At 48.6% G+C, this 26,118-nt stretch carries 20 protein-coding genes; 6 read left to right on the top strand and 14 right to left on the bottom strand.

Going from position 1 to position 26,118, the window contains the following annotated elements:
• Positions 1–107: 107 nt before the first annotated feature.
• The 10 genes from clpX to SCIP_RS03790 all read right to left on the bottom strand — a co-directional run bounded on the left by clpX (position 108) and on the right by SCIP_RS03790 (position 13,161).
• A complete protein-coding gene (gene clpX, locus SCIP_RS03745) occupies positions 108–1,388 on the bottom strand; it encodes an ATP-dependent Clp protease ATP-binding subunit ClpX (RefSeq protein WP_006293185.1) in 1,281 nt (426 codons plus the stop codon).
• A gap of 228 nt (positions 1,389–1,616) precedes the next feature.
• Positions 1,617–2,264 (bottom strand): ATP-dependent Clp protease proteolytic subunit, encoded by a 648-nt coding sequence (locus SCIP_RS03750; RefSeq protein WP_040590611.1) that lies wholly within the window; start codon positions 2,262–2,264, stop codon positions 1,617–1,619.
• A complete protein-coding gene (locus tag SCIP_RS03755) occupies positions 2,264–2,866 on the bottom strand; it encodes an ATP-dependent Clp protease proteolytic subunit (RefSeq protein WP_115672874.1) in 603 nt (200 codons plus the stop codon). The genes SCIP_RS03750 and SCIP_RS03755 overlap by 1 nt, the downstream gene beginning before the upstream one ends.
• A 196-nt stretch (positions 2,867–3,062) precedes the next feature.
• On the bottom strand, positions 3,063–4,388 hold the full coding sequence (locus SCIP_RS03760) for a chloride channel protein (RefSeq protein ID WP_006293188.1): 1,326 nt from the start codon (positions 4,386–4,388) through the stop codon (positions 3,063–3,065).
• A gap of 218 nt (positions 4,389–4,606) precedes the next feature.
• Positions 4,607–5,980 carry a trigger factor gene (gene tig / locus SCIP_RS03765; protein WP_040590613.1) on the bottom strand — a complete coding sequence of 458 codons (1,374 nt, stop codon included), beginning with the start codon at positions 5,978–5,980 and terminating at the stop codon, positions 4,607–4,609.
• Between the two features lie 81 nt (positions 5,981–6,061).
• The gene (locus SCIP_RS03770; RefSeq protein ID WP_040590616.1) at positions 6,062–7,399 is read right to left on the bottom strand and encodes an HRDC domain-containing protein; all 1,338 of its coding nucleotides are present in this window, start codon (positions 7,397–7,399) and stop codon (positions 6,062–6,064) included.
• Between the two features lie 79 nt (positions 7,400–7,478).
• Positions 7,479–8,351: a pyruvate formate-lyase-activating protein gene (gene pflA, locus SCIP_RS03775; RefSeq protein ID WP_081442815.1), complete on the bottom strand. Its 873-nt coding sequence runs from the start codon at positions 8,349–8,351 to the stop codon at positions 7,479–7,481.
• Positions 8,352–8,564: 213 nt separating this feature from the next.
• Positions 8,565–10,922 carry a formate C-acetyltransferase gene (pflB, locus tag SCIP_RS03780; RefSeq protein ID WP_006293192.1) on the bottom strand — a complete coding sequence of 786 codons (2,358 nt, stop codon included), beginning with the start codon at positions 10,920–10,922 and terminating at the stop codon, positions 8,565–8,567.
• Between the two features lie 167 nt (positions 10,923–11,089).
• On the bottom strand, positions 11,090–11,461 hold the full coding sequence (locus SCIP_RS08305; protein WP_231287979.1) for a hypothetical protein: 372 nt from the start codon (positions 11,459–11,461) through the stop codon (positions 11,090–11,092).
• A gap of 53 nt (positions 11,462–11,514) precedes the next feature.
• Positions 11,515–13,161 (bottom strand): NAD+ synthase, encoded by a 1,647-nt coding sequence (locus SCIP_RS03790; RefSeq protein ID WP_040591121.1) that lies wholly within the window; start codon positions 13,159–13,161, stop codon positions 11,515–11,517.
• A 152-nt stretch (positions 13,162–13,313) separates the two neighbouring features.
• On the opposite strand from SCIP_RS03790, the gene SCIP_RS03795 reads away from it, so the two are divergent.
• Positions 13,314–13,988, top strand: coding sequence for a hypothetical protein (locus SCIP_RS03795; RefSeq protein WP_006293195.1), 675 nt, complete (start codon positions 13,314–13,316; stop codon positions 13,986–13,988).
• A 61-nt stretch (positions 13,989–14,049) separates the two neighbouring features.
• On the opposite strand, the gene SCIP_RS03800 is transcribed toward SCIP_RS03795, so the two are convergent.
• From SCIP_RS03800 to SCIP_RS03815, 4 genes are all read right to left on the bottom strand, one after another.
• Positions 14,050–15,570: a replication-associated recombination protein A gene (locus SCIP_RS03800; protein ID WP_006293196.1), complete on the bottom strand. Its 1,521-nt coding sequence runs from the start codon at positions 15,568–15,570 to the stop codon at positions 14,050–14,052.
• 9 nt (positions 15,571–15,579) lie between these two features.
• Entirely contained in the window at positions 15,580–18,795 is a 3,216-nt protein-coding gene (carB, locus tag SCIP_RS03805; protein ID WP_006293197.1) for a carbamoyl-phosphate synthase large subunit, read from the bottom strand.
• Positions 18,788–19,915: a glutamine-hydrolyzing carbamoyl-phosphate synthase small subunit gene (gene carA, locus SCIP_RS03810; protein WP_040590618.1), complete on the bottom strand. Its 1,128-nt coding sequence runs from the start codon at positions 19,913–19,915 to the stop codon at positions 18,788–18,790. The genes carB and carA overlap by 8 nt, the downstream gene beginning before the upstream one ends.
• Positions 19,916–20,065: 150 nt before the next feature.
• Positions 20,066–22,750 (bottom strand): DEAD/DEAH box helicase, encoded by a 2,685-nt coding sequence (locus SCIP_RS03815; protein ID WP_081442816.1) that lies wholly within the window; start codon positions 22,748–22,750, stop codon positions 20,066–20,068.
• A gap of 18 nt (positions 22,751–22,768) precedes the next feature.
• On the opposite strand from SCIP_RS03815, the gene SCIP_RS08045 reads away from it, so the two are divergent.
• The 5 genes from SCIP_RS08045 to SCIP_RS07940 all read left to right on the top strand — a co-directional run bounded on the left by SCIP_RS08045 (position 22,769) and on the right by SCIP_RS07940 (position 26,109).
• Positions 22,769–22,912: a hypothetical protein gene (locus SCIP_RS08045; RefSeq protein ID WP_006293200.1), complete on the top strand. Its 144-nt coding sequence runs from the start codon at positions 22,769–22,771 to the stop codon at positions 22,910–22,912.
• 68 nt (positions 22,913–22,980) lie between these two features.
• Positions 22,981–23,889 carry an ABC transporter ATP-binding protein gene (locus SCIP_RS03820; protein WP_006293201.1) on the top strand — a complete coding sequence of 303 codons (909 nt, stop codon included), beginning with the start codon at positions 22,981–22,983 and terminating at the stop codon, positions 23,887–23,889.
• Positions 23,890–23,906: 17 nt separating this feature from the next.
• The gene (locus SCIP_RS03825; RefSeq protein ID WP_006293202.1) at positions 23,907–24,803 is read left to right on the top strand and encodes an ABC transporter permease; all 897 of its coding nucleotides are present in this window, start codon (positions 23,907–23,909) and stop codon (positions 24,801–24,803) included.
• Positions 24,800–25,348 (top strand): LytTR family DNA-binding domain-containing protein, encoded by a 549-nt coding sequence (locus tag SCIP_RS03830; RefSeq protein ID WP_006293203.1) that lies wholly within the window; start codon positions 24,800–24,802, stop codon positions 25,346–25,348. Before SCIP_RS03825 ends, SCIP_RS03830 begins: the two co-directional genes overlap by 4 nt.
• Before the next feature lie 59 nt (positions 25,349–25,407).
• Positions 25,408–26,109 (top strand): DUF3021 domain-containing protein, encoded by a 702-nt coding sequence (locus SCIP_RS07940; RefSeq protein WP_115672834.1) that lies wholly within the window; start codon positions 25,408–25,410, stop codon positions 26,107–26,109.
• Positions 26,110–26,118: the final 9 nt, after the last annotated feature.

The raw sequence follows: 26,118 nt of genomic DNA on the forward strand, positions 1-26,118 counted from the left end.
CTAAATCCTCTTCATCTGGTCAAGCCGGTTCATATCGGGCTGAAACCAACGGAAGCTAACCTTTCCGGCAGTAAAACAGAAAGAGTAGAAGAAAGAGTAGATATGCCTTATTTCAGAACCAGCTGGGGTTGTGATTTGCCTTCAACTGTGTTTTCATCCACAATCACCCGGCATACATCAGTCCGATCCGGAATTCGAAACATCGTTTCCTGGAGAAGATTTTCCATGATGGACCGCAAACCGCGGGCTCCAGTCCCCCGGCTAAGAGATTTCTTAGCTATGGACCGTAAGGCCTCATCAGTGAAGGATAAGTCAACCTGATCAACAGCGAACATTTTTTGAAACTGTTTGGTTAGAGCATTAACCGGAGTAGTCAAAATTGACACCAAATCGTCCACGGTCAGGGGACTGAGGGTGGATACTACAGGCATACGGCCAATGAATTCGGGTAACAGTCCGTATTCGGCCAAATCGTCAGGGGTGACCAGGGTGAGGATGTCTTCATCACTCGTATCCTGAAGGCTCCAGTCAGTTCCAAAGCCGGTTTCTCTCTTTCCCAGGCGCCTGCGTATAATGTCCTCCAGGCCTACAAAGGCACCGCCGCAGATGAAAAGAATATCTTTCGTGTTAATGCGGACTATTTCCTGATCTTCGTGCTTGCGGGTTCCTTTTACTGGAACTGTCGATACAGTCCCCTCGATGATCTTGAGCAGGGCCTGCTGAACTCCTTCACCCGAAACATCCCGGGTTATTGACGTATTCTCCCCTGATTTCCGGGCTATTTTATCAATTTCATCGATATAGATAATACCTCTTTGGGCCTGATTGATGTTGCCATCAGCGGCCTGGATAAGCCGCTGAAGAATTGTCTCGACATCATCTCCAACATACCCGGCTTCCGTAAGAGTGGTAGCATCTGCAATAGTGAAGGGAACATCCATGATAGAAGCCAGTGTCTGAGCCAGGTAGGTCTTACCTGTTCCCGTTGGTCCTAAAAGGAGGACATTGGATTTAGCGACTACGACCTGATCCAAATCTGAATGTTCTGCTGACAGGCTGCGCTTGAGCTTTTCTGCCGAGTCTTCCAGCTCCATGTTGATCCGCTTGTAATGATTGTACACAGCAACGGCTAAGGCATGTTTTGCCTTCTTCTGCCCAACAACGTAACGGTCAAGATAGCTGGAAATCCGTGCTGGAGTCATCAGGGTCAGAGAATTGCTCTGAGCATCTGCCTGACGTTCATCCGAGACAATCTCCACGCAGAGTTCAATACACTCATCGCAAATAGCCACCCCGTCCCCAGTGACCAGCTTATTGACCTGGAGTTCAGTCTTCCCGCAGAAACTACAGCGAGGCACATCATCGTTGTAATCAATTACCTGCCCCATACACCTTGTCCTTTACAGCCGTGCAATAAGTAGTGACCTTGTTGATTCTACCGTGACCACTAACAGAAAATAACAGAAAGGCTGCTGGGAAATACACTTCCTGCAGGATGTATACTCCCCGGCAGCCAACCGAACTATACCGCATATAAGAGATGCTAAGAAAAATTCTTTTCCTATACTCCCCTGGGCAGCTTTGTCCGGAACACCTGAGGTTCTTTATTGAACCCTTTACTTGCGGTGCTCCAGGATGGCATCAACCATGCCATACTCCTTGGCCTGTTCAGCGGTCAGGATGGTATCTGTTTCAATGTCTTTACGGATTCTTTCTACATCCTGTCCGGTATGCTTTGCCAGAGTATTCTCCAGCCATTCACGCATACGCAGCAGTTCCTTAGCTTGAATCTCAATTTCTGTTGCTTTTCCAAAATCCTGTCCCATGGCAGGCTGATGGATGAGAACCCGGGCATTAGGCAACATCAGCCGCTTGCCCTTGGTCCCGGCTGCCAGGAGGATAGCAGCTGCAGAAGCAGCCTGCCCCAGGCAGACGGTTTGAACATCTGGCTTAATGTATTGCATGGTGTCATAAATCGCAGTCATAGCGGTCATGGACCCGCCAGGAGAATTGATGTAGAGAACAACATCCCGATCAGGATCCTGGCTCTCCAAGACCAGAAGCTGAGCCATAATGTCATCAGCCGACGCATCATCAACCTGAACACCCATGAAGATAATTCTGTCTTCGAAGAGTTTGGTATAAGGATCGGACCGTTTATAGCCGAATGATGTTTTCTCCTCAAACTGAGGCATTACATACCGAGCCTGAGGGCCAGCTAATTTTTCTGCCCGGGAAATAAACTGTGCTTCTTGAGAAATCATCACTCCCCCTGTCCTTCTGCCTGACCCTGGGTTGTCATGGAACCAGGAGTAGTGACAATCTTGTCAACAAATCCGTAGTCCAAAGCCTGCTGGGCAGTAAACCAGTGATCATATTCATTATCCCTGTAAATTTCTTCCAGGGTATGCCCGGTCTGCTCCGCTGTCAGCTCAGAAAGGGTTTTCTTCATATCCATAATAAGTTCAGCATTAATTCTCACATCTGTAGCTGTTCCTCCAACGCCGCCCGACGGTTGATGCATAAGTACCCGGGCATGTGAGGTGATAAAACGCTTGCCCTTAGTTCCGCTAGACAAAAGGAACTGGCCCATGGAAGCGGCCATGCCTACAGCAACCGTTGCTACATCAGGTTCAATTAGCTGCATAGTGTCATAAATAGCCATACCAGCAGTAATGGATCCGCCTGGTGAATTAATATAAAGCCAAATATCTTTTGTGGGATCCTCAGCAGCCAACATCAACATTTGCGCACAAATCACATTGGCATTTTCATCCTTGACTTCTGAACCCAGCCAAATGATCCGATCCTTGAGAAGACGATTAAAAATGGGGTCGGGTATTCCCATCCCCTGCCCCTCATCCATCCGAGGCGAAATCGGCAGATTATCTGTCACTTTGTCTCCTTTATAAGAGTTATTACGATTTTAGAATACAGCCGATAACCGACGGAGGGGCCTCTTTGAGCAATAAGCATAAAAATTGAGTCGATTCGTATCAACTTTTGTTTTTGCCTTCGTGATGCAAAACGGTACTTTTATTTATTTTTACTTTACTTTTACGTTACTTTTCATGAAGCGACCATGATTCCATGCGTCGGGAGGTTAATACTGATAAAGAAACAGCCAATCCGACCGGAAGAAGAAAGCTAATACTGGCATGGGTTAATTCCAGCATGAAAGCAGTTGCCATCAGAGGAGCTCTTTGAGAGGTTGCCAAAAAAGCAGCAGACGCAACTAAGGCACAGGCCCCAATGGAAACTGTGGGAAAAACAGCTGTCCATCCAAACCCGCATATCGCCCCAAGACAAGCTCCCACAGCTACCGCAGGGGTCAACACTCCCCCGGAAGCGCCGGATCGAATGGTCATAACAGTAGCGCCAGTTTTCATCACCATCATAAAAGCCAGAAAAGGGAGAGAAGAGACAACTGTGGTGTTGAAAGCGGTCTGGGCCAAGGACCTCCCATTGCCCAAAATCTCGGGGAAATCAATGGCAATAAGACCAGTAGCCAGGCCCATAACAGGCAGGGCCCAAAGAATGTGGACGCTCCTCTCGCTGCGTTTTGTCGCCCAGCTGGTCAGAGACCGAAAAAGATAAGCCGCTAACCCTGCCAGCGGACCTGCCAGACAGGAAAAAAGAAGAAGCTGCCAGGAAAGATTGAGCCCGCGAACCATATAAAATCGATCAGTTCCATGAATGCTCGACCCTACAAAAGCTGAGATCAGACTAGTTCCCAAGGCAAGAACCACAGTCTGTCCTCCAACATCAGCAAGTAAAATTTCTACAGCAAAGAACATGCCCGCCAGAGGAGCGTTATAGACCCCAGCAAATCCGGCTCCAGCTCCAACAGCAGTCACTAAAGCCATATCTTTTCTGCTGAGCTTCCACCAGGCAGACAGCTTCTGACCCACGAGAGCACCAATTTCCCTGGGGGCAGTCTCTCTACCAACTGAGGCTCCGGCACCAACAATAAAAATCTGCAGGAGGGCATGAATCACAGTACCACCCACAGGCATTGTATCTCCCGCGACTCCAGCGGCAACCGAAGGTATTCTCTCCCGCCTGCGAATCCACCACCAGACTACAGCTGCTATCGTACAGGCAATGGTTACACTGGCTACTCGTCTCCAATAGGGAACTTCAAAAGCAGTGGGATGTGTCAATGTTTCTACTGACCCCAGAAGATAGGTCTGGAATACGGTCAAGAGCCAGGACAAGGCCGCAGAGCAGAGCCCAATGACAAGGCCCAGGCCAAAAATGATGACCAGACTTGGGATGAATCCACCCGGCTGTTGGAAGAAAGACAGTTCATCTTCCTCCTGCACATCCCCTTCTCCTCTTTTTCTTCCCATGATTGTTCGGAAGAAAGGAGAAATCAGATCCATCATCTCATACCGCCTCGCCTGCTACCTGCTTATTTATTTACTCATACTATCGGTACCCCTATCGGTATTCTGCAATCGGTTCCCGCCTAGTGGAACCTACCTAATGGAAACCACCATGGGAATACCAAACACACCGGCAGTGAGAAACAAAAATCCAGCACCAAAAAAAGCAGCAAGGCCCGCATAAAACGGGCCTTGTTTATTCTCTTGCGAATGAAAATTTACTCTTCGGAAGCCTTGCTGATTTCATCGGCAACAGCTGCTGCATCAGAAGCTGCTGCAACGCTGTCATCTTCAGACTCTTCTTCACCGGTACCCAGGAATTGTCCCAGGTCAACCGTCTTTCCATCAGGGTCAGTAAAAGTAACCTGCCTCATGGCCTCAATCATTCCCTTGGACCGGGCAACTTCCTGAACGGCAGAATTCAGCTGACCATTCTTAACAATGGAAGTAATGAAATTGCTGGGATCCATTCCATACTGCTGGGCAATGGAAGCAAGGAAGTTAGTCACATCGGTCTGGGTAACCTGAACGTTAAGAGCCTCAGCTAAAGTATCCAGAACAATCTGATCGCGCAGTTCTTTGATGGCGCTGTCCTCAGCTTCCTTTTTCTGCTCTTTAGTGGCCTTCTTGGGATCTTCCACTCCCATGGACCGCAGATGCTCCTTGGTGGTATTCTCCAGAATACCCTTGGGGACAGGGATCTCCTCGGCTTCTTCAATCTGAGTCATAAAGGCATCCCTGGCTTCTGTTGCCTGCCGAGCCTGGGCATCTACCTGACTCTGCTTGCGGATGTCTTCCTTGAGTTCATCCAAGGTATCGAATTCAGAAGCGTCCTTGGCAAAATCGTCATCCAGATCAGGCAGCTGCTCTTCCTTAACAGAATTAAGTGTGACCTTAATTTGAGCCTTCTGACCTTCGTGCTCGCCCCCTTCCAGGGTGGACTCAAAGGTAGTTTCCTCTCCGGCTGACAGGCCATCGAGGGCCTCATCCATTCCGGCTAGCATGGTACCGGAACCAATCTCATAGCTGACTCCGTCCTGAGAATCAACACTCTTGCCATCAATCTGAGCGTCCAGGGAAACGTTAGCAAAATCGCCTTTTTTTGCGGGACGGTCAACAGAGGTCAAAGTGCCAAAACGTTGACGGAGAGCATCCAGACGCTGATTCACATCATCCTCGGTAACAGCCGGGGCAGGAATATCAACTGTCATGCTGGCGAAATCAGGAAGCTTCACCTCCGGACGAACCTCTACATCTGCTGTGAACTTCAGCTTCTTGCCGTCATCGCGGGATTCAGGGACATCTTTCATGTCGATCTTAGGCTGATCCATAGGGCGAAGTTTGCGCTCTTCAATAGCCTGATTATAGAACTCAGGAACGGCATCATTAACAGCTTCACCAACTACAGCCCCATAACCGAAACGCTGCTCAATAAGCTTGCCGGGAACATGCCCCTTGCGGAATCCAGGGATGTTGACCTGGTTGGCGATGTTCTTACGGGCCTTTTCCATATGCGGCTCGAGCTCGTTTTTGTCGACAGTAATGGTCAGAACCTTCCTTGTAGGCTCTACGTTCCTCACGGTTATTTTCACGCTAGGCTCCAATTCATCGTATTCTCATACACAGCTTCGCACAGTGCGCAGTCTTTTCCTACGACAACACGAAGACAACCTTTATATAATAACGCTAGTCAGAGACTCAGAAAGCAAGTCAGCCTGCCACCTACGGGCCCCCTGATCTATGAGAAAAGTGTGCACTGAGTCACTGCCCTCCCTCTCCCTATTCCTGAGAGGTAAGTCCTTGGAATGCCAGCAAAGATTCCGCAGAATTTGAGGTTTGAGCAGAATGTCTGCCGGGGTTTGCGTATCCTGACTAATCTGATTTATTCTTCTTTTCGCAGCTTCCAGGCAGGCATACCTATCAGGATGGTGGCTCTTCCACAGTTTCATCGATTTAGGAGCATTGGTCCCGGATTCATCAGATCTGACATTCTTTCTGGATGGAAGCTGATTGTCAGGCAAATCAAGAGCCTGTCGGATGGCCTGTTTCCAGACAGCAGGCTTGACCCGGCGCTGAATGGGGGCATAGCGTTCAAACATCTTGTCGCGCTCATCCCCTTTTCTCATTCTCACCCTTTGATTGAGAGAGCGAATAGAAGCAAATTCTCTGGAATTATGCGGTTTTCGCTGGGCTGCTTCAATTATGGCACTGTCCTGGAGCAAAAGATTAGGAGCTATATCATACTGCTTGGCATAATAATCCCTGACCGTCCACAGCTGACGGGCAACTGCCAGCCCCCGCAGATCCCGATCCAGGGAATTTATTCGAGAAATATGACGCCAGGGTTCGATTCTTTCCGGCCGAGGCCGGGATCCTTTCTTCAAAAGGAAGGCGAAATCCTCCTGGGCCCACTCTTCTTTTCCGCTTCTTCTCAGTTCAGCAGAAAGAGTATTCCTCAGCTCAATCAGGACTTCCACATCAAGAGCAGCATAGTTGCGCATATCCCTGTTAAGGGGACGGTAAGACCAGTCAGCAGCCGAATGCTCCTTGGCCAGAGTCAAACCCAAATACTTTTCGGTAACGGCAGCAAGACCAAAGTGAGCATTCCCCAGTAAACGAGCCGCTCTTTCCGTATCGAAAAGTCTGCTTGGTCTCATCCCCAGGGCATAATAACCAGGCAGATCCTGAAGACTGTCATGAATAATCCATTCAGTATCGCCCAGGGCTTGGTTAAAATCTTCCCACTGAGCCCCTTTCTCCGCAACTGCCACCGGATCAACCAGCGCTATTCCTGCACCTTGGCGCTTAAACTGAACTAACCAATCCTGCTGTGAATACCGGTAGCCGGAAGCCCTTTCAGCATCTGCGGCCAAGGGGCCGGAAGCAGAAGCAAATCTCTCCACAAAATCATCAAAACCTTCACGGGTAGAAATAAGGTCGGGCACTCCCCCACTGGGCTCCGATAGAAGCCTCACATCATGCTCAGCATTGTAGACAGCAGAATTACTCATAGCAGGTTTAGAATATCACTGCCCGGGCATAGCTGTACTATTCACAAATATTTCCACGGGAAATATCGTCATTAGAGAATCAATAGACAACAAAGCCATGATTCCTAAACTGGCCCATAACCCTTTCCTTAAGAGCAGCGGAAGGCCCTTTAGTATCCTCCAAAGAATAAGGAATCCGCAGTTCGTGCCATTTAGGCCGACCCAACTGGTGGAAAGGCAGGACGTCAATATGTTCTACCGCATCGCCGAATTCCTGACAGATAGAGGCCACATTCTCAACATTGTCCTCAGAATCAGTCAAACCCGGGACCAGAACAAAGCGAACCCAGATTTTAGTGCCCAGCCGGGAAAGGCGCTTACCAAAATCTATAGTCGGCTGAAGGGAACCCCCGGTTACCTTTCTATATGTTTCCTCATCGCCTGATTTAACATCCAGAAGGCAAAGATCAACGTCGCGAATGTCATCGTCAGAATAGTTTTCTCCAAGAAAACCAGAGGTATCTAAGCAGGTATGAACTCCCATCTCTTTTGCTGCCCTAAACACCCTGGTCACAAATTTGGGCTGCTGCATTGATTCTCCTCCAGAGAAGGTAATGCCACCTCCGGTTAGCTGGAAGAGATCCTTGTACCTCTCCACCTTGGCAACCATGGCATCCAGATAGACAGGCTGGCCATCCCTCATTTTCCAAGTATCAGGATTTTGACAGTATTGGCAGCGCAGAGGGCAGCCGCTCATAAAGACAGTCATCCGGGTACCGGGCCCATCGACCGAGGTGTTGATATCCCAGGAATGAACAAAACCTATGTCACCCGTTTTCAAGGCCTGGAGTCTGTCCCTTCTGTCCATTCCCACAGGAGACTCAAAACCAGATAACCCGCCCATGAGAGTCCTGCTTTCATATACTTTGGACTGGCGGAGCATGTGGGGCTTGGTTGTGCGGAAATCTGACATCATCGTCTCCTTTAAATGAGTAAATGAGATATCTGAACAAACATGACCGGGCACCACTTTCTATCTTTATCCTACCGGGAAAAACATGTAAAGCGGAGAGGCTGTAGGACAGTCCCCCCGCTTCAGGTTGTTTATTCAGATTGCTTAACTTATCTGATTAATTTAATTGCTATCATCAATGCTTTATAATCATCAGCACCTTTAAGCAGCAAATTAATCAGTAACAGCCCCCTGGTGGAAGGTGCGGGAAATAACATCCAGTTGCTGTTCCTTAGTCAGCTTGACAAAGTTGACAGCATAGCCGGACACGCGCACGGTCAGGTGAGGATACTTCTCAGGATGCTCAACCGCATCCTCCAGCTGTTCCTTGCGAAGAACATTGATGTTGGCATGATAGAGACCATGACCATTGCCGGAATCGAGAATACCGACCAGGTTGGTAATGCGGTCTTCCTCATCACGGCCCAGGCCATCGGGTGTAATGGTATTGGTCAGGCTGATGCCGTCAAGAGCATCATCGTAATCAATCTTTCCAACTGAATACATGGATGGAAGCATGCCATGAGTATCCATGCCGTTCTCCGGATTAGCACCGGGCGCAAAGGGGGTGCCTTTCTTATGACCAGACGGGAAGGAACCTGTGTTCTTACCATACTCGACGTTAGAAGTAATAGTCAGAATAGACTGAGTTGGAACGGCATCACGGTATACAGGCAGGCGGCGAACTTGACCCATAACCGTAGAAACAACCCACTTGGCCAAATCATCAGCACGGTCATCATCGTTACCATAGATGGGGAACTCACCTTCGGTCCTGAAGTTGACAATCAGATCATCATCAGCACCCTCGACATATTCAGGAGTACCCTTGGCATCCTTGTTATAGATAGGATAGACCTTGGCATACTTAACTGCAGACAGGGAATCAGCTGCGATAGACAGACCAGACATACCACAACCGAGGGTGCGGTACACTTCCTTGTCATGCAAGGCCATTTCAATGGATTCATAAGCATACTTATCATGCATATAATGAATAATGTTCAAGGCCTCAACATAGGTCTCAGACAGCCACTCCAGAGCCTTTTCATAATTCTTCTTAACGGAATCAAAATTCAAGGTACCATCTTCGTTGAACTTCAGAGGCTCAAGCACGCCTTCATCAATGACCCGCAGACCGGTCATTTCATCACGGCCATCGTTAAGTGCGTAGAGGAAAGCCTTGGCAGTATTCACACGAGCGGCGAAGAACTGCATTTGCTTACCTACCCGCATAGGAGACACGCAGCAGGCAATGGCTGCATCGTCGCCCCAGTGGCTGCGGATATCTTTATCGGATTCGTACTGAATAGCAGAGGTGTCAATAGAGATCCTGGCGCAGAAACGCTTATAGCCCTCAGGCAGCTTAGGATCCCAGAAGATGGTGATATTAGGCTCGGGCCCTGGTCCCAGATGATCGAGGGTCAAGGTATTGAGCAGGCGGAAGGAGGTCTTGGTAACCAGGGTACGGCCGTCATCTCCGAAACCAGCATCAGACCAGGTGGCCCAGTAAGGATCACCGGAGAAGATATTGTCGTAGTCCTTGGTCCGCAAGAAACGAACAATACGGAGTTTCATCACGATATTGTCGATAATCTCCTGAGCATCAGTTTCGGTAATGAGGCCGGCCTTCAGATCACGCTCAAAATAGCAATCGAAGAAGGCGGACAGACGGCCAATAGACATGGCAGCGCCGTCCTGACTCTTGACGGATGCCAGATAGCCCATATAGGTCCACTGAACAGCTTCATGAGCATTCTGTGCAGGACGGGTCAGGTCCAATCCGTACTCATTACCCAGAACAATCAGCTTCTTCAGAGCTTTGATTTGTTCATCATGTTCTTCGCGGAAGCGAATCCAATGCTCAATCTCAGGCTCGGTGAAATCATTGCGGTAAGGGATGGAATCCTTATCGCGCTTCTTCAGCTCAATCAGCCTGTTGACACCATAAAGGGCAACACGGCGATAATCACCGATGATACGACCGCGGCCATAAGCATCAGGCAAACCTGTGAGAATCTTGTTGTGGCGTGCCCGCTTAATGCGTGCTGTATACACACCAAAAACGCCGTCATTATGAGTCTTGCGGTAACGGGTAAAAATCTTCTTGATTTCTGGGTCAGGCTCCTTACCAGCCTCACGGATAGCCTGCTCAACCATACGCCAACCGCCATTAGGCATCATAGCCCGCTTGCAGGGAACATCTGTCTGCAAACCTACAATAACATCATCCTGATCATCAATGTAACCAGCTGGGAATGCATCAATATCAGCAGGTGTATGGGTATCAACATCGTAAACACGCTGCTTGCGCTCTACTGCCAGATACTCATCATCGAGCTTCTTCCACAGATGATGGGTCTTTTCAGTAGCCGGAGCAAGGAAAGATTCGTCACCTTCATAAGGCGTGTAGTTCTTCTGGATGAAGTCACGCACATCGATTTCATTTTGCCAGTTGCCACCCTTGAAGTCCTTCCAGGCCTTTGCCTGAAGCTCCTGTGCAGAAGCAACTGCCTTTTCTGTTGCTGTCATACATACTCCTTACGTGTATAACTAACGATGCACCTATGCACCGAATACTTTTATTTTATTACTGGGAGTACTCACAAATCAAGTAATTTTAGGCTTTGAGATAAGAAAATGCGTGACCTTGCTCACACTGTTCGCTCGCACTGACCCTGCCCCGGCTACCCCAGCCATCATTTGCTCTTTTTCCCAGCAGGATTATCGTCCTGCTCAGACTCTTCCTCCCCTATTCCCTTCCAGAGCTTATTTTCTGCCTCCCATACCTGATTGCGCTTAGCAGCAATCTCTACGGCTTTTTCAGCTTCTTCTCGACTCCCATAAGGGCCCATACGTTCACTGTAGGGAGAAATTTTCCCGTATTCGACTTTCTTGGTCCGGGAATTGTAATACCACTGCTTACGATCAGTCATATCCATCAGTCCCTGAGGATCAACCGAAGGAAGATCTTTCTTCAGCGCCTCTATATCAGCTTTGACCTTATTCTCTGATTCAGTCTTTTCCCTCTTCTCTGAAGAGTCGGAAAGATTTTGAAAAAATGTCATCATATTTACCTGGGATTTGGTGTATTCCGTATTTTGTTTCGTGATATCTGAAAGATTTATTCTCTGAAAGCAGAGGTTACTGGCAGCCGACGATCACGGCCAAAAGCCAGAGCTGTTACCTTGGGACCCAACGGGTATTGGCGACGCTTCCACTCTGCCTTATCGACCAAGCGCATAACAGTATCAACAGTTTTGGGGTCAAAACCATCGTTAAGCAGATCCTGACGTCCATGTGCTTTTTCAATATAGGCGGCCAAAACCTGGTCGAGCACAGCATACTCGGGCAGGGAATCGGAATCTTTTTGCCCTGGTCGCAACTCAGCACTGGGAGCTTTGTTAATAGAATTCTCAGGAATGGGGGGAACTTCCCCTGCTTCTTGAGCTGCTCGGTTTCTCCATCTAGCCAACTGCCATACTCTCGTTTTAAGGAGGTCCTTAATGGGGGCAAAGCCTCCGACAGCGTCTCCGTAAATAGTTGAGTAACCGCAGGCCAATTCAGACTTATTCCCGGTTGCCAGGGCAAGTAGACCATGAGAATTGGAGTAAGCCATGACTATGACTCCCCTGATTCTAGCCTGAAGATTTTCTGCCGCAATCCCTTCCAAACTAAGCTCCTGCTGGAAAGACTGGAAAAGTGGTTCAATAGGCTGGATGTCATAGTGAGCCCCCAACCTACGAGCCAGGTCTGCGGCATCATCGCGGGAACCATCTGAAGAATACCGGCTGGGCATGGATATTCCCCATACATTATCCCCTCCGCAGGCATCAGCAGCTATGGATGCAACCAGAGCAGAATCTATCCCACCTGACAAGCCTAAAACCACTCCGGAAAAATGATTCTTCCTCATGTAATCACGCAAGCCAGCTACACAGGCTTGATAAACTTCTTCATCTGGATCCAAGGGAGAAACCAGATCAGTGGGGCTGGTGTTGCCCAGAGACCACAGAAGAAGACTTTCCTGGAATTTTCCGGCTTGGGCAAGAATCTGACCATCTGTTCCTACTACAAAGCTTCCCCCATCGAAAACCAGATCATCCTGCCCCCCGACCTGATTAAGATAAATGACGGGAGCATGAACCTGTCCCGCCCTCTTCCGACATAAGTCGACCCGGGTATGATATTTTCCCTCCTCATAGGGGGAACCATTGATAGTCGCCAGAACATCAATATGGTCCTGAGCCAGGGCCGCGACCGTTCCCCCCTCCTGCCATATATCCTCGCAGATGGCAAAACCTATCCGTTTCCCCTTAATGTCTAAGGTAAGAGTTTCCTGACCGGCAGAGAAAATACGAAATTCATCGAACACTCCGTAATTCGGTAGGAAATGCTTATCATACGAAGCTTCTACCCTGCCATTGTGAAGGATCAGCAGCCGGTTGCGGGGCAGACCATCCACGTCGGCCCCCACGGTGCCAATCACAACGTAGAGAGATCCTAATCCCTGATCCTGGAGTTGAACAGCGACTTGATCAGCTGTGCGATAAGCGGCTTTGCGAAATGTTGCCCTAAAAGCGAGGTCTTCTATGGGATAGCCGGTTAAAGTCATTTCAGGAAAGAGAACAATATCAGCACCCTGCTGATGTGCCATGCGCGAGAAATCTATAATTTTCCTGGCATTTCCTTCTATATCTCCCACACAGGTATCAATTTGAGCAAGGGCAAAAACAAGATTCTGATTTTCCTTAGTCTGATTTTCCTTCATAAATCCATGATAATACTGATAAGGGATTGTGATCATTCTCCTGTTTCGTGGTTAATTTTAAGGTTTTTTCAGGAAAAATGCTTTCCTCCCTCAGGATTTTGGTGGTCTCATGTCAGTCGATCAGGAGTTTGTCTACAGACTGATCGGGTTGTATGAAGACTACCACTATCAACGAAAGGATGACAATGAGTACCAATTATCCACAGCAACCAGAGGGGTCTGGGCAGCAGGGCCATACCCAGCCGCAAGAACAGACTCAGCAGCAGGAACAGGCTCAATCATTAGGAAATTATCAGAGAAATTATCAGACGGAAGCCGGCTATAGCGGTGGAAATCAGCCCTTTTATGGTCCTTCTGTGCAGGCAGGAACAGTTCAGAAGAAGAATGGGAATAAAACCACCAATAAAATCTTGCTCATCGCCGCCAGTCTGGCTCTAGTCTGCGGACTGGCAGGCGGAGTTGGGGGCGGAGCTCTCTACTCGGCCATGTCCGGCAATTCCTCAGTATCTAACTCACCTGCCGGTGGTTGGGCAGGACAAACCGGAGGAAACAATTCCAACGGATCAAACATGATGCCCGGCAATGGACCTCAGGGATCTGGACAAGGGTCTAATCAAGAATCTCAGCCCGGAGGACAGGCAGGCTCCTCAAATCCTGGCACTGATCAGGATAATTCCACTAATTCCAATAATTCGACGAAGTCAAAGGAATCGAATGAGTCGGGAGAATCGAATAAATCAGACGATTCCTCGAGCTCATCCAGCTCATCTCAGTCGGAGAATTCCTCCGATCAGGTCAGCAACAGTTCTACATCTATCTCAGTCTAAGACCATAGATCCGGAATTATTCACAGAGGGTACTGTGGATTTTACTGCACCTCTGAATAGTTCACTCTGAGCCAGAACCTGATTCAGATTCAGAGTCACTATGAGAATCGGGCTCTGCTGGGGTTCCGCCGGAAGAGTCCCTCTTCAAGGACTCCTTAGAGGGCTCCTCCTGACCATGCAGAATATTTCTGATAGTTTCCAGGCGGGGCCCCAGTTCCCTCTCATAGCCATTAGCCTTGGGATGGTAGTACTCACGCCCCTTCAATTCTTCAGGCATATATTCCTGACGGGCAATGTCATGGGGAGCATCGTGAGCATAAATATACCCATCGTGGTTGCCCCAATCCTTCATCAGTTTAGTAGGAGCATTCCGCAAGTGCAGGGGCACATGTCCAATATTTCCTGCATCAACATCAGCCAAGGCTGCTGCTATAGCCTGGTAGCTGGCATTAGATTTGGGAGCAGTAGCGACGGCGATCACAGCCTGGGAGAGAATAATTCTGGCCTCCGGCATTCCAACCATAGCAACAGCCTGAGCCGCCGCAACGGTCAGTTCCAAGACCTGAGGGGCAGCCATTCCCACCTCCTCAGAGGCAGCAATCATAATTCGTCGGGCAATAAAACGTGGGTCTTCCCCAGCCCGGATCATTCTAGCCAAATAGTGCAGGGATGCATCTACGTCAGAGCCTCTCATGGATTTTATAAAAGCTGAAGCCACATCGTAATGCTCATCCCCCTGCCGGTCATAGGCCAGTTGGGCAACATCCATGACCTGAGAGATTACCTCACTGGTTATGATGGGCTTTTTCTCCCCAGGGGCAGCCCTATCCATACCAGAAGCATCGGCCTTATCGGCAGTATCAGTTTTGTCACCTGAAACAGCACCGGCAGCTGCCTCCAGAATAGTCAGTGCTTTTCGTCCGTCCCCAGCAGACAGACGGATGATGTCTTCCAGGGCAGATTCCTGAAGGGTAACCTCTTTATTCAAACCTTGCTCGCTGGCAAGAGCCCTCAGGAGGATGGCCTTGATATCGTCTGCAGACAAAGTTTCCAGTTTGACCACCACAGACCGGGAGAGCAAGGGAGAAATAATGGAGAAACTAGGATTTTCTGTTGTGGCACCAATAAAGGTGATATCACGGTTTTCCACACTGGGCAGGAGGGCATCCTGCTGAGACTTGGAAAAGCGATGGACTTCATCAATAAAAAGGACAGTCTCTTTACCCTGAGAAACCAGCCTCTCGTGAGCCCGCTGAAGAACCTGACGAAGATCTTTAACACCAGAAGTTACAGCTGACAATTCTTCAAAAGCTCGGCCCGACTGCCTGGCTGCTATATAGGCCAGGGTAGTCTTGCCGACACCAGGAGGGCCGAAAAGAATGATAGAGGTAGGAGCTGTTCTGGAATGGGCCGGCGGCTGAGCTACTCGGCGCAGGGGTGAACCGGGCTGCAAAGCCTGCCCCTGACCAACCACATCCTCCACCCTGGTCGGCCGCATGCGGACAGCCAGGGGGCGAGTCACAGCATCATCGGAGACACCTGCTGCAGAAAACAAATCACTCGTCTTATCATCACCGGCCATAGAAACAGTTTATCTCATATCATTCATACCGACCAGGGAAAAAGTGCGTGATTCCAGCACTCCCAGCAGGGCCCAGGCTGTGTCGAAACTGGTCATACAGGGTATAGCATTTTCCGCTGATGTCCTGCGGATCAAAAAGCCGTCATTCTGCAGGTCCTTGTCAGAGCTGGAGATGGTATTGATCACAAAGTTCACCCTCCCCTGCTGGATCAAATCTGTCACTGTCTCATATTCAGGAGCTTGTTCGCTGACCTTAGCCGCCTGCTGAACATAGAGGGAAGGATCGTGGGACTGTAAATATGCGGCCGTTCCCTGGGTTGCATAAATTCCATAACCAATGGAGCTGAAGTGTTGAGCAAGCCGAAGGGCCTCAGCCTTGTCGCTGTCGGCAACGGTAATGAGTATATTCCCTTGTTCAGGAATATGAACTCCACTGGCAACCAGAGCCTTGTAAAGGGCCTTGTCCAGGGTGGCATCAGAGCCCAGGGCCTCGCCAGTCGACTTCATCTCAGGGCCCAACACCGTGTCCACACTAGTCAGCTTGGCAAAAGAGAAAACCGGAGCCTTCACAAACACAGCTCCCCTAGGTTCCTGCCGGTAGCCAGGATGCAATCCTTGCTCTACCAGACTGTGGCTAAGCACTGCTTTGGTAGCAATATCACTCATAGGGACAGAGGTGATTTTGCTGAGAAAAGGAACAGTCCGTGAGCTGCGGGGGTTGACCTCCAGAACATAGACTTTATTATTTTTATCCACAATAAACTGAATATTGTAGAGGCCAATAAAGTGGAAGCCCCTGCCTATCCGTTCTGCATAATCGATGATTGTCTCTTTAACCTGATCAGAAATAATTTGAGTTGGATAAACAGAAATCGAGTCGCCTGAATGAATCCCGGCCCGTTCAATATGCTCCATTACTCCAGGAATATAAACGTTTTCTCCATCGGCAATGGCATCAGTTTCCAGTTCTTTGCCCACCACATATCTATCCACCAAGATGGGGGCATCATGGCTGATTTCCTTGACTGCTGTCGACATATAAACTTTGAGCTCATCATCGTTATGGACAATTTCCATGGCTCGGCCTCCCAAAACATAGCTGGGCCGAACCAAAACAGGGTATCCAATCTGATTGGCAATCACCAAGGCCTGGTCAACCGTAACAGCCGTGTCCCCCTGAGGCTGGGGAATACCCAACTCCTGTAAGGCAGTTTCAAATTCATGTCTGTCTTCAGCCTTATCGATATTTTTCAGGCTGGTTCCCAGAATTTTTACACCTCTCTCCTGCAGAGAAGCAGCAATATTGATAGCTGTCTGTCCGCCGAACTGAACAATAACTCCCAGGGGATGCTCCAGGTTAATGACATTCATGACATCTTCTGTGGTTAAAGGCTCAAAGTAGAGCTTGTCGCTGATAGAAAAGTCAGTGGAGACCGTCTCCGGATTATTGTTAATGACGATGGCTTCGTACCCCTCTTTTTTCAGGGTTTCCACACAATGGACTGTGGCATAGTCAAACTCGACCCCCTGACCAATACGAATAGGGCCAGACCCCAAGACTACAATTTTTTTTCGATCGGAAGGCAGGGATTCATTTCCTCCATCATAGGTTGAATAAAAATACGGAGTTGCGCTGGCAAATTCTCCTGCACAGGTATCAACCATCTTGTAAGCAGGCAGGATGCCGGAATCTGTCCGCAGCTGGGACAGATCCTTCTCATTCATTCCCCAGACCCGAGCTATATAAGCATCGGAGAATCCCCAGCGCTTAGCGGCCCTGAGGGATTCCGGATCCGCCCGGTTAGCAGCCAGCCTCTTTTCCATGTCCACAATCCTGGCCATGTGATCCAGAAAGAAAGGATCAATTTTGGTAATTTTATACACGGTTTCCAGATCATAGCCGTGCCGGATCCATTCCATAACTGCGTAAATGCGCTGATCATCCCTATGGCGGATTTTTTCTTCCAGATCCTGCCTGTTTAGGGTGGCCAACTCAGGAATACAGGGATGATCCAGTTTCATCTCCAGGGAACGAACCGCCTTCAGGAAACTCTCTTCGAAGGTACGGCCTATAGCCATTACCTCTCCTGTTGCCTTCATCTGGGTACCCAGTTGCCGGTCTGCTCCAGGGAATTTATCGAAGGGGAAGCGGGGGAATTTAGTCACCACATAGTCCAGGGCAGGTTCGAAGCAGGCGAACGAGGTTTTGGTAATAGGATTGATAATCTCGTCCAGAGTCAAGCCAACAGCCAATTTGGCGCTGATTTTTGCAATAGGATAGCCTGTCGCCTTACTGGCCAGGGCCGATGATCGGGAAACTCGGGGATTGACTTCAATCACATAATAAGAAAAACTCTGTGGATCCAAGGCCAGCTGAACATTGCAACCACCGCAGATCTTCAAAGCTCTGATAATGCGCAGGGAGGCATCCCTGAGCATCTGATTTTCCCGGTCAGTCAAAGTCTGAACAGGAGCAACGACAACGCTATCTCCCGTATGGATACCCACCGGGTCTATATTTTCCATGGCACAGACTACAATGGCGTTGTCCGAGGCATCCCGCATAACCTCATATTCAATTTCTTTAAAGCCAGCGATAGAACGTTCAATAAGGCATTGATGAACAGGACTCATTTTGAGACCAGCATCAGCAATATGCCTGAGTTCTTTCTCATTATGGACAAAGCCGCCGCCCGTACCTCCCAGGGTATAAGCCGGGCGAACGACCAGGGGATAACCGAGCTGGGAGGCAAACTGAACTGCCGCCTCAACAGAATGCACAATGTCGCTTTCGGGAACTGGTTCTCCCAGATCATTCATCAAAGATCGGAAAAGCTCTCTATCCTCTGCCTTATTGATAGCTTCCAGATCGGTACCGAGAATTTCCACTCCCATAGAATCCAGAATGCCGTTCTGATGAAGTTCGACCACCAGGTTTAAACCGGTCTGCCCTCCTAAAGTACCCAAAATGGCATCCGGTCTTTCCTTATAAATAACCCGTTTGGCAAAATCGACAGTCAAGGGCTCAATATAAACCCGGTCGGCAATGCTGGCGTCCGTCATAATAGTTGCCGGGTTTGAGTTGATAAGGACAACCTCATAGCCTTCTTCCCGCAGGGACTGGCAGGCCTGAGAGCCTGAATAATCAAACTCTGCTGCCTGGCCGATAATAATGGGGCCGGAACCAATAACAAGAATTTTGTGAATATCGGTGCGTTTAGGCATTCTGCTGCTCCTTGCCATAAATATTGAAAGACTTGTTTTCCATGCGTCTGCCACTGGTTTTATCCATAAGATCTATAAAATCGTCAAACAGATAGTTACTGTCATGCGGCCCACCGTTAGCTTCGGGGTGATATTGAACTGAAAAAACAGGCAGGCTCCTGTGCCTGACTCCCTCACAGGCACCGTCGTTCAGGGACTGATGAGTCAATTCCAGGGGTGTGCCTTCCAAAGAAGCACTGTCCACAGCAAAACCATGATTCTGGGTGGTAATTTCCACCCTGCCTGTTGCCAGATTTTTTACCGGATGGTTGGCTCCCCTGTGCCCAAATTTCAGTTTGAACGTTGTAGCCCCACAGGCCAGACAAATCAACTGATGCCCCAGACAAATACCAAAAAGAGCAGTTTTCCCCATGAGACCTTTAACTGTTTCCATAGCTTCCGGAATATCAGTTGGATCTCCAGGACCGTTGGAAAGCATGACTCCATCCGGGTGGTAGTCCAGGATCTGCTCAGCCTGAGTATTCCAGGGAACGACAATCAAATCACAATTTCTCCGGGAAAGTTCTCGAATAATTCCTAATTTTTCCCCGAAATCCATGAGAACTACCTTATGCCCCCTGTTGGGAACCGGGAATGGTTTGGAAGTAGATACGCGCCGAACCTGATCATGGAGAAAATCAGCCTGATGCAAATCGGCAATAATTTGATCAGTGTCAGCATCTGGATTCGCCATCACCGCTTTCATGGTTCCTCCCTGCCGGATCTTCAAAGTCAGCTGCCGGGTATCAATCCCGTAAATACCGGGGACAGAGTTTTTCTTCAAATACGAATCCAGACTTTCCTGGCTGCGCCAGTTGCTGGGTTGGTCACAATAGTCACGAACAACCAGGCCAAAAAGGGCGGGGCTCAGACTCTCGTTATCATCAGAGTTAATCCCATAATTACCAATAAGGGGGTAAGTCATGGTAATAATCTGCCCACAGTAAGAATTATCGGTAATTATTTCCTGATACCCGGTCATGGAAGTGTTGAAGACCAGCTCCCCTATCTGAAAATTGGAGGATCCAAAAGCCCTGCCCCGGTATAGTGTTCCATCTTCGAGAACCAGCAGTCGTTCCATAGAAAAACAGCCTCTCCGCATGCTGCAGAGTGGCCACAACATGCTGATGTAAGTAGTGTTGCCTGTGTGAATTCTCTCTTATTTAAGCCTTATCACTCGACAGGACGAACCACCACATCTCAAAACACAAGGTTTCGCTATATGTCATCTTTATTCCAGATCTTGCCTGGCTAGGTCCTCCACTGTTCCCACGGCATAGGTGGAGAAAACCAGTTCCCCTTCTTCTTCAGTCCGCTTCAAATCCACGAAGGCCTCAATGGCCCAGTCGTTGTCTCCGTCGCTATCACAGATTATCTGGCGAACCCGCCAGGTAAGATGGGTCTTTTCCTGGCTGTCATCCAGAATGAAGTAGTCAGAAGACCGGGCCTGGGTGGTAGTCAGAATGTCATCGTGCTCATCGAAAAAGTCTTCGAGAATTTCTTCCCACTCATGCAAACCATAGCCATAGTCCCTATCCAGATCTGCAAGAGCCTGACTATTTTCTAGATCCATCAACTGAACCCTGTGGAACATGGCATTGCGAACAAGCAGGACCAGGGCCCGCCGATGAGCCCCTACCGTTTCCTCCAGGCTAGGGGGAGCGGCAGTTAAGGCTTGGCTGTTGGTGCTGTTTGCCTCCTCTTGCCCATAGGAATCCTCCCACTCATCGACCAAGGAAGAATCGACCGTTCTGACAAGGTAACCCAGCCACTGAATAATATCAGCCACTTGGTCATTTACCTTATCAGGGGGAATTGTTCTGGACAAAGACCGATAGGCATCACTCAAATACCTGAGCAGGGTACCCTCGGACCGAGAGATTCCATAATCTGCAATATATTGAGAAAAATCAGCTGCTTTCTCAATCATGTCTCTAAGAATAGATTTAGGCTCAATGCTGTAATCGGCTGCCCAGGGCACATCCTGCAGATACTGGTTGTAGGCGGGTAAAAGAATATCCTTCAGAGGCTGGGGGTACGTCACCTCCTGGATTTTATCCATCCGCTGATCATAATCCAGACCCTCATCCTTCATTCTGATCATAACCTCGTCCCTAGCTCTTTTTTCCTGGATCCGCAGAATCTGCCGGGGATTCTCCAAGGTTGCTTCCACCAAAGAGACCAGGTCAAGAGCATAGTCAGGACTGTCTGGGTTGAGCAGTTCCAAAGCGGCAATGAGAAAGGGAGACAAGGGCTGATCCATGGCAAGATCATCAGGCATATCAACAGCCAGGGAATAGTCAATTGACCCATCATCCAACTCCCATTTTTCAGCAATTCCTGAGTCCATGAAAGTCTGCATAATTCCTGCGGCAGATTCCAGGAGTTTCGCTTTCTCAGCATCTGACTGAGCACTGGAATCGATGAGCTGACGGATTCTCTTCCAAGCGTTTCCTGATTGAACTATCTCATTGAGGACCAGGGAATGAGTCATTTTCAAATGCGGTTTCAGGGTTTCAGGTTGTGATTCAATCAGTTTGGTAAAGGTATCCTGACTCCAGTTAACAAAGCCTTCAGGGGCCTTCTTCCTCTTGATTTTCTTGAGCTTTTTAGGATCGTCTCCTGCCTTTGACAGTGCCTGGGCATTAGCTATTTCATGCTCTGGGGCCAAAGCAAGAACCAAACCCTCGGTATCGAAACCAGATCGGCCTGCTCGACCTGCAATTTGATGGAATTCACGCGAGCGCAATCTCCGCTGGCGATGACCGTCATATTTGGTCAGTTGGGTAAGGACCACGGTGTGGATGGGGACATTGATTCCCACACCGAGGGTATCTGTACCGCAGATCACGGGCAGAAGACCTTCCTGCGCCAGCTGCTCCACAATCCGCCTATACCGGGGTAACATACCGGCATGGTGAACTCCCACCCCGTTAATGAGGAATCGTTTGAGGGTTTTCCCGAATACGGTGCTGAACCGGGTATGCTCCAGTGCTTTCTTAATCCTGCCCCGTTCTTCCTTAGTAGAAACCCCCAAACTGGCAAGATTTTCTGCTGTATTGATAGCCTCATCTTGAGAAAAGTGAACTATGTAAATCGGTGTCTTTTCTGCGCTGATCAGTCTTTTTACCACAGCTTGCAAAGGTTCTGTTTTGTACTGATATTCCAGAGGCACCGGCCGTTCAGCATCGGCTATAATCTCGGTTTTTCTGCTGGTATGAGCATCCAGCAAAGCCTGAATAGAACTTACATCCCCCAAGGTAGCGCTCATCAGCAGAAACTGAGTGTCGGGCAGAGTGATGAGGGGAACTTGCCAGGCCCAACCTCGGTCTGGATCGCCATAGAAGTGGAATTCATCCATAGCAACGCAGGCTACAGGTGTCTTTCCTCCCTCCCGCAAAGCCTGATTGGCTAGAATTTCTGCTGTGCAGCAAATGATGGGGGCATCAGGATTAATCCGAGTATCTCCGGTAATCATGCCAACAAAAGATGGCCCAAAAATAGAAACCAGTTCAAAGAATTTCTCGCTGACTAAAGCCTTGATAGGGGCTGTGTAATAGGATCTTTTCCCCTGGCATAAGGCCATATAATGCATGCCTATAGCAATGAGTGATTTGCCTGATCCTGTGGGGGTATTGACAATCACGTGATCTCCAGACAGGAGGGCAAGGAAAGATTCGTCTTGATGGGGCCACATGGTCAGCCCCCGAACCTGGCTGACCCAGAGACTGAAACGAGTATATATATCATCGAGGCTCAGCCGACTGCCGTTTACTGTAAAAGAATCGCCAGGGACCGCATGCCCCAGGGCAGCAGGCTGGTTCACCCAGTCATCATTCCACCCCTGATCAGCAGAAGGCTCCCTGCTGTCAGTTTTCTTGTCACCTGCGCAAGAAGGTTCTTTCTTGTCTGTCATTGTCCCTGCCCATCTATCATGTTCACATTCTATTCTGCTGACTTTACCTTAGTTGTAGATACCGATGGATACCGGCCGCCGGATGAAGAGATACCACTGACCGGTCATTCCCTGCCACTGAAAGATACAGAAGAATCGGATTTATTTGGCATGGTAGAGTAGCGGATAGAACATAAAGATCACCAGAATTTACAGAAAATCATGACATCGTTACAGGAAGGTTCTTTCTTATGGTTGAAGCAGTGACTATCACCCATCTGTCAAAAAGTTTTGCCGGGGTCAAAGCTGTTCAGGATTTATCCTTCACCGTTGGCAAAGGCAATCTCTTTGCCTTCCTGGGAGTCAATGGAGCAGGAAAAAGCACAACCATATCTATGATCTGCGGCAAGCTTCGACCCGATTCCGGCACTATTTCAGTCTTTGGTCAGGATATTTCAGAAAAAAGGAGGACAGTAGCCTCCTGGTTAGGGGTGGTATTCCAAAATTCTCTGCTTGATCAGGAGTTGACAGTAAAAGATAACCTCAAGTACCGGGCCGCCCTTTACGGGCTAAGAGGTTCAGGCTTTGCCGAGCGCTATCGGGCAGTTGCAAGCAGCCTGAGCTTGGACGAAATCGAACACAAACCAGTGAAAACCCTGTCCGGAGGGCAACGCCGAAGGGCAGATATAGCCAGAGCGATCATTCACAACCCGCGCCTACTTATTCTGGACGAGCCCACCACCGGGCTAGATCCTCAGACCAGGAAAAATTTGTGGACCATCATTCGACATCTGCGGCAGGATCAGGGGCTGACAGTTCTTCTGACAACTCATTATATGGAGGAAGCCAGTACGGCCGATCGTTGCCTAATTATCAATCAAGGCAAAAGCATCGCCCAAGGCACTCCCCTGGAGCTGAAAAATAAATATGCCCGAGACAGTCTCCACCTCTACGGTGTTTCTCAGGAAGAGGTTAAGCAGCTGGGTCTTCCTTATAAACCTGTACAAAACGGCTTTGTTCTAGAGCTGGATTCGCCCAGGCATGCAGTCGATCTGATCCGGCAGCAGCCTGAGCTTTTCACAGACTTTGAAATTATCAAAGGAAGTATGGACGATGTTTTTCTGAATGCTGTTCATACTTCCCAGCCGGTCCTGGATTAAGAAAGGATAAGGAAGGTATGTATACGTATTTTTCGCTTACCAAGCGCAATATAACCCTCTTTTTTAAAGATAAGGGAATGTTCTACAGCTCTCTTATTACTCCTGCAATACTTTTGGTTCTCTACGTCACCTTCCTGGGGAAAGTGTATCGAAGCAACTACAGCAGTGCGATTCCTCGGGGAATTACTATCCCCTCAGCTGTTCTTGACACCTTGGTCTCCAGTCAGCTGTCCTCTTCTCTGCTTGCAGTTTCCTGTATAACAGTTGCTTTCGCTTCCAACATGCTGATGGTTCAGGACAAGGCCAACAAAACTATTACTGATCTAACTGTCAGCCCTGTTAAAAGAACCACCTTAGGCATTGCCTACCTGTCTGCAACCTTCTTGTCAACCCTGATTGTCAATCTGACCGGCATGGTCATGTGCCTGTGTTATATGGTATGGACCGGCTGGGAGTTTAGCTTTCATAATCTGGCCTTAATAACAGGTGATGTTATTCTTCTGACCTTTTTTGGAACAGTCCTGTCCAGTATAATTAATTTTCCTCTGTCTACTCATGGCCAAATTTCCGCCGTCAGCTCCATTGTTTCTGCGGGATACGGCTTTATCTGCGGAGCCTACATGCCCATGTCCCTTTTTCCGTCCGGCTTACGAACTGTTTTGACATATCTTCCCAATACGTATGGCACAGCCCTCCTGAGAACCCATATCATGGGCGATGCCTTGCAGCAGGCTGGTGAGCAGAAAATTCCTGGTGCAGTACTTGATCAGATAAAGAAAAGCACTGACTATACCATACTTTTTAGAGGTCATGCCGTATCAGTGCCCGCCATGGTCCTGATTATGATGGCTGCTGTGGTGATCTGTCTGCTGATTTTCGTCATCCAGAATCTTACTGTCAGGGAGAAATCATGAAAACAATTTTTCATATTGATCCGACTATGAAGGAGAAAGAAAGGGCTGAATTTTATCTGTCAGATTTAAGCCCTGAGGTCCAAAAAATAGTTGATCAGTTAAGAAACATTGACAGGGAGCAGACAACAGAACAATCCGACCAGGAAGAGACTGCGGACCACCGTAATCAGGAAAACGTATCAGACTCACCTTACCATCCAGACAGCAGGGCCAGGCCTGGGGAGGCCATTATCTGGTGCTCCCTGGGAACATCACTGGTTCCCGTCAAAGTTTCTGATATTTATACAGTTTATGTTTTGCATGAGAAGACTTTTGTGACTACATCTACGGCCAAGTATGAATATAAAGATCGCCTCTATCGGATTCGTGAGCTTCTCCCCGAAAACTTCCTGGATGTATCGCGCAACGCAACTTTGAATACCTCATATATCAAGTTTCTCGACATGAGTTTTAGCGGAACCATTAGCGTGATCATGACAAACAAGCAAACTATACAGGTCTCACGGCGATTTGTTGCCGAATTCAAGAATCGCCTGGGCTTGTAAAACATCACCAGCAGCCCATACTGACACCAAAGCTGCTTGCCTACATAAGGAGAATAAAAATGATATCACCAGCAGACCACACCCAGTCAAATTGGTCAGGAAACCCGGACCAACCTCACACACTGAATAAAAAGGATAAACTGAAGAAACCAGAGAAACCAGAGAAATCGGATAAATCGGATAAACCGGATAAACCGATCGGAGCAAAAATCGGACTGGATCCGGCCCGTGAAGTTGATTCCGATCTCCATGTTGTCCAGGAAGAAGATGCCCGTCCGGCAATTACTCCAGCCACTGTTATAGGTCACTGTCTGCATGGTGCAGGGATTGGAATGCTTATCGGGGCTTTTTTCTCAGTTACTTTCAGTTATGTTTACCATAGCCGCTATTATTTTCCCTCTCCCCCTCGCTTCGTGAACAGGTTCTCCAATCAGCTGGATGCGGTGTCCGTCAGCTTTCTCCTGTGGATTTTGATGGGACTGATTTTTGTCTCGGCAAATTATTTCTGGAATCGGACTAATTGGTCCCTGCTTAAACGAACAATTGTCCACTGCCTCTACTGTTATATTCTTTTCACCATTCTGGCAATCGCAGCCGGCTGGTTTCCGCTCAATGCTCTCTGGCTGATTATATACAGCTGTATTTGGTTTGCCGTTTACTCAGTACTTTGGGTGGTTTCTATTCACACCTACAGAAAAAACATTAAGAAAGTGAATGAAAGGCTGCAAGAAGAATCTAAAAATTCTACAGATTTTGTATAGAATTTATAA

Source organism: Scardovia inopinata JCM 12537, from assembly GCF_001042695.1.
Classification (GTDB): Bacteria; Actinomycetota; Actinomycetes; order Actinomycetales; family Bifidobacteriaceae; genus Scardovia; species Scardovia inopinata.

Coding starts and splice junctions, on each gene's coding strand:
- SCIP_RS07940 (WP_115672834.1), top strand. CDS start 25,408: ATGATATCACCAGCAGACCACACCCAGTCAAATTGGTCAGGAAACCCG.
- SCIP_RS03830 (WP_006293203.1), top strand. CDS start 24,800: ATGAAAACAATTTTTCATATTGATCCGACTATGAAGGAGAAAGAAAGG.
- pflB (WP_006293192.1), bottom strand. CDS start 10,922: ATGACAGCAACAGAAAAGGCAGTTGCTTCTGCACAGGAGCTTCAGGCA.
- SCIP_RS08045 (WP_006293200.1), top strand. CDS start 22,769: ATGTTCACATTCTATTCTGCTGACTTTACCTTAGTTGTAGATACCGAT.
- SCIP_RS08305 (WP_231287979.1), bottom strand. CDS start 11,461: ATGATGACATTTTTTCAAAATCTTTCCGACTCTTCAGAGAAGAGGGAA.
- SCIP_RS03820 (WP_006293201.1), top strand. CDS start 22,981: ATGGTTGAAGCAGTGACTATCACCCATCTGTCAAAAAGTTTTGCCGGG.
- carB (WP_006293197.1), bottom strand. CDS start 18,795: ATGCCTAAACGCACCGATATTCACAAAATTCTTGTTATTGGTTCCGGC.
- SCIP_RS03770 (WP_040590616.1), bottom strand. CDS start 7,399: ATGAGTAATTCTGCTGTCTACAATGCTGAGCATGATGTGAGGCTTCTA.
- SCIP_RS03825 (WP_006293202.1), top strand. CDS start 23,907: ATGTATACGTATTTTTCGCTTACCAAGCGCAATATAACCCTCTTTTTT.
- carA (WP_040590618.1), bottom strand. CDS start 19,915: ATGGAACGACTGCTGGTTCTCGAAGATGGAACACTATACCGGGGCAGG.
- clpX (WP_006293185.1), bottom strand. CDS start 1,388: ATGGGGCAGGTAATTGATTACAACGATGATGTGCCTCGCTGTAGTTTC.
- SCIP_RS03760 (WP_006293188.1), bottom strand. CDS start 4,388: ATGATGGATCTGATTTCTCCTTTCTTCCGAACAATCATGGGAAGAAAA.
- SCIP_RS03800 (WP_006293196.1), bottom strand. CDS start 15,570: ATGGCCGGTGATGATAAGACGAGTGATTTGTTTTCTGCAGCAGGTGTC.
- SCIP_RS03815 (WP_081442816.1), bottom strand. CDS start 22,750: ATGACAGACAAGAAAGAACCTTCTTGCGCAGGTGACAAGAAAACTGAC.
- pflA (WP_081442815.1), bottom strand. CDS start 8,351: ATGTCAGATTTCCGCACAACCAAGCCCCACATGCTCCGCCAGTCCAAA.
- SCIP_RS03795 (WP_006293195.1), top strand. CDS start 13,314: ATGAAGACTACCACTATCAACGAAAGGATGACAATGAGTACCAATTAT.
- SCIP_RS03790 (WP_040591121.1), bottom strand. CDS start 13,161: ATGAAGGAAAATCAGACTAAGGAAAATCAGAATCTTGTTTTTGCCCTT.
- SCIP_RS03755 (WP_115672874.1), bottom strand. CDS start 2,866: ATGGATGAGGGGCAGGGGATGGGAATACCCGACCCCATTTTTAATCGT.
- SCIP_RS03750 (WP_040590611.1), bottom strand. CDS start 2,264: ATGATTTCTCAAGAAGCACAGTTTATTTCCCGGGCAGAAAAATTAGCT.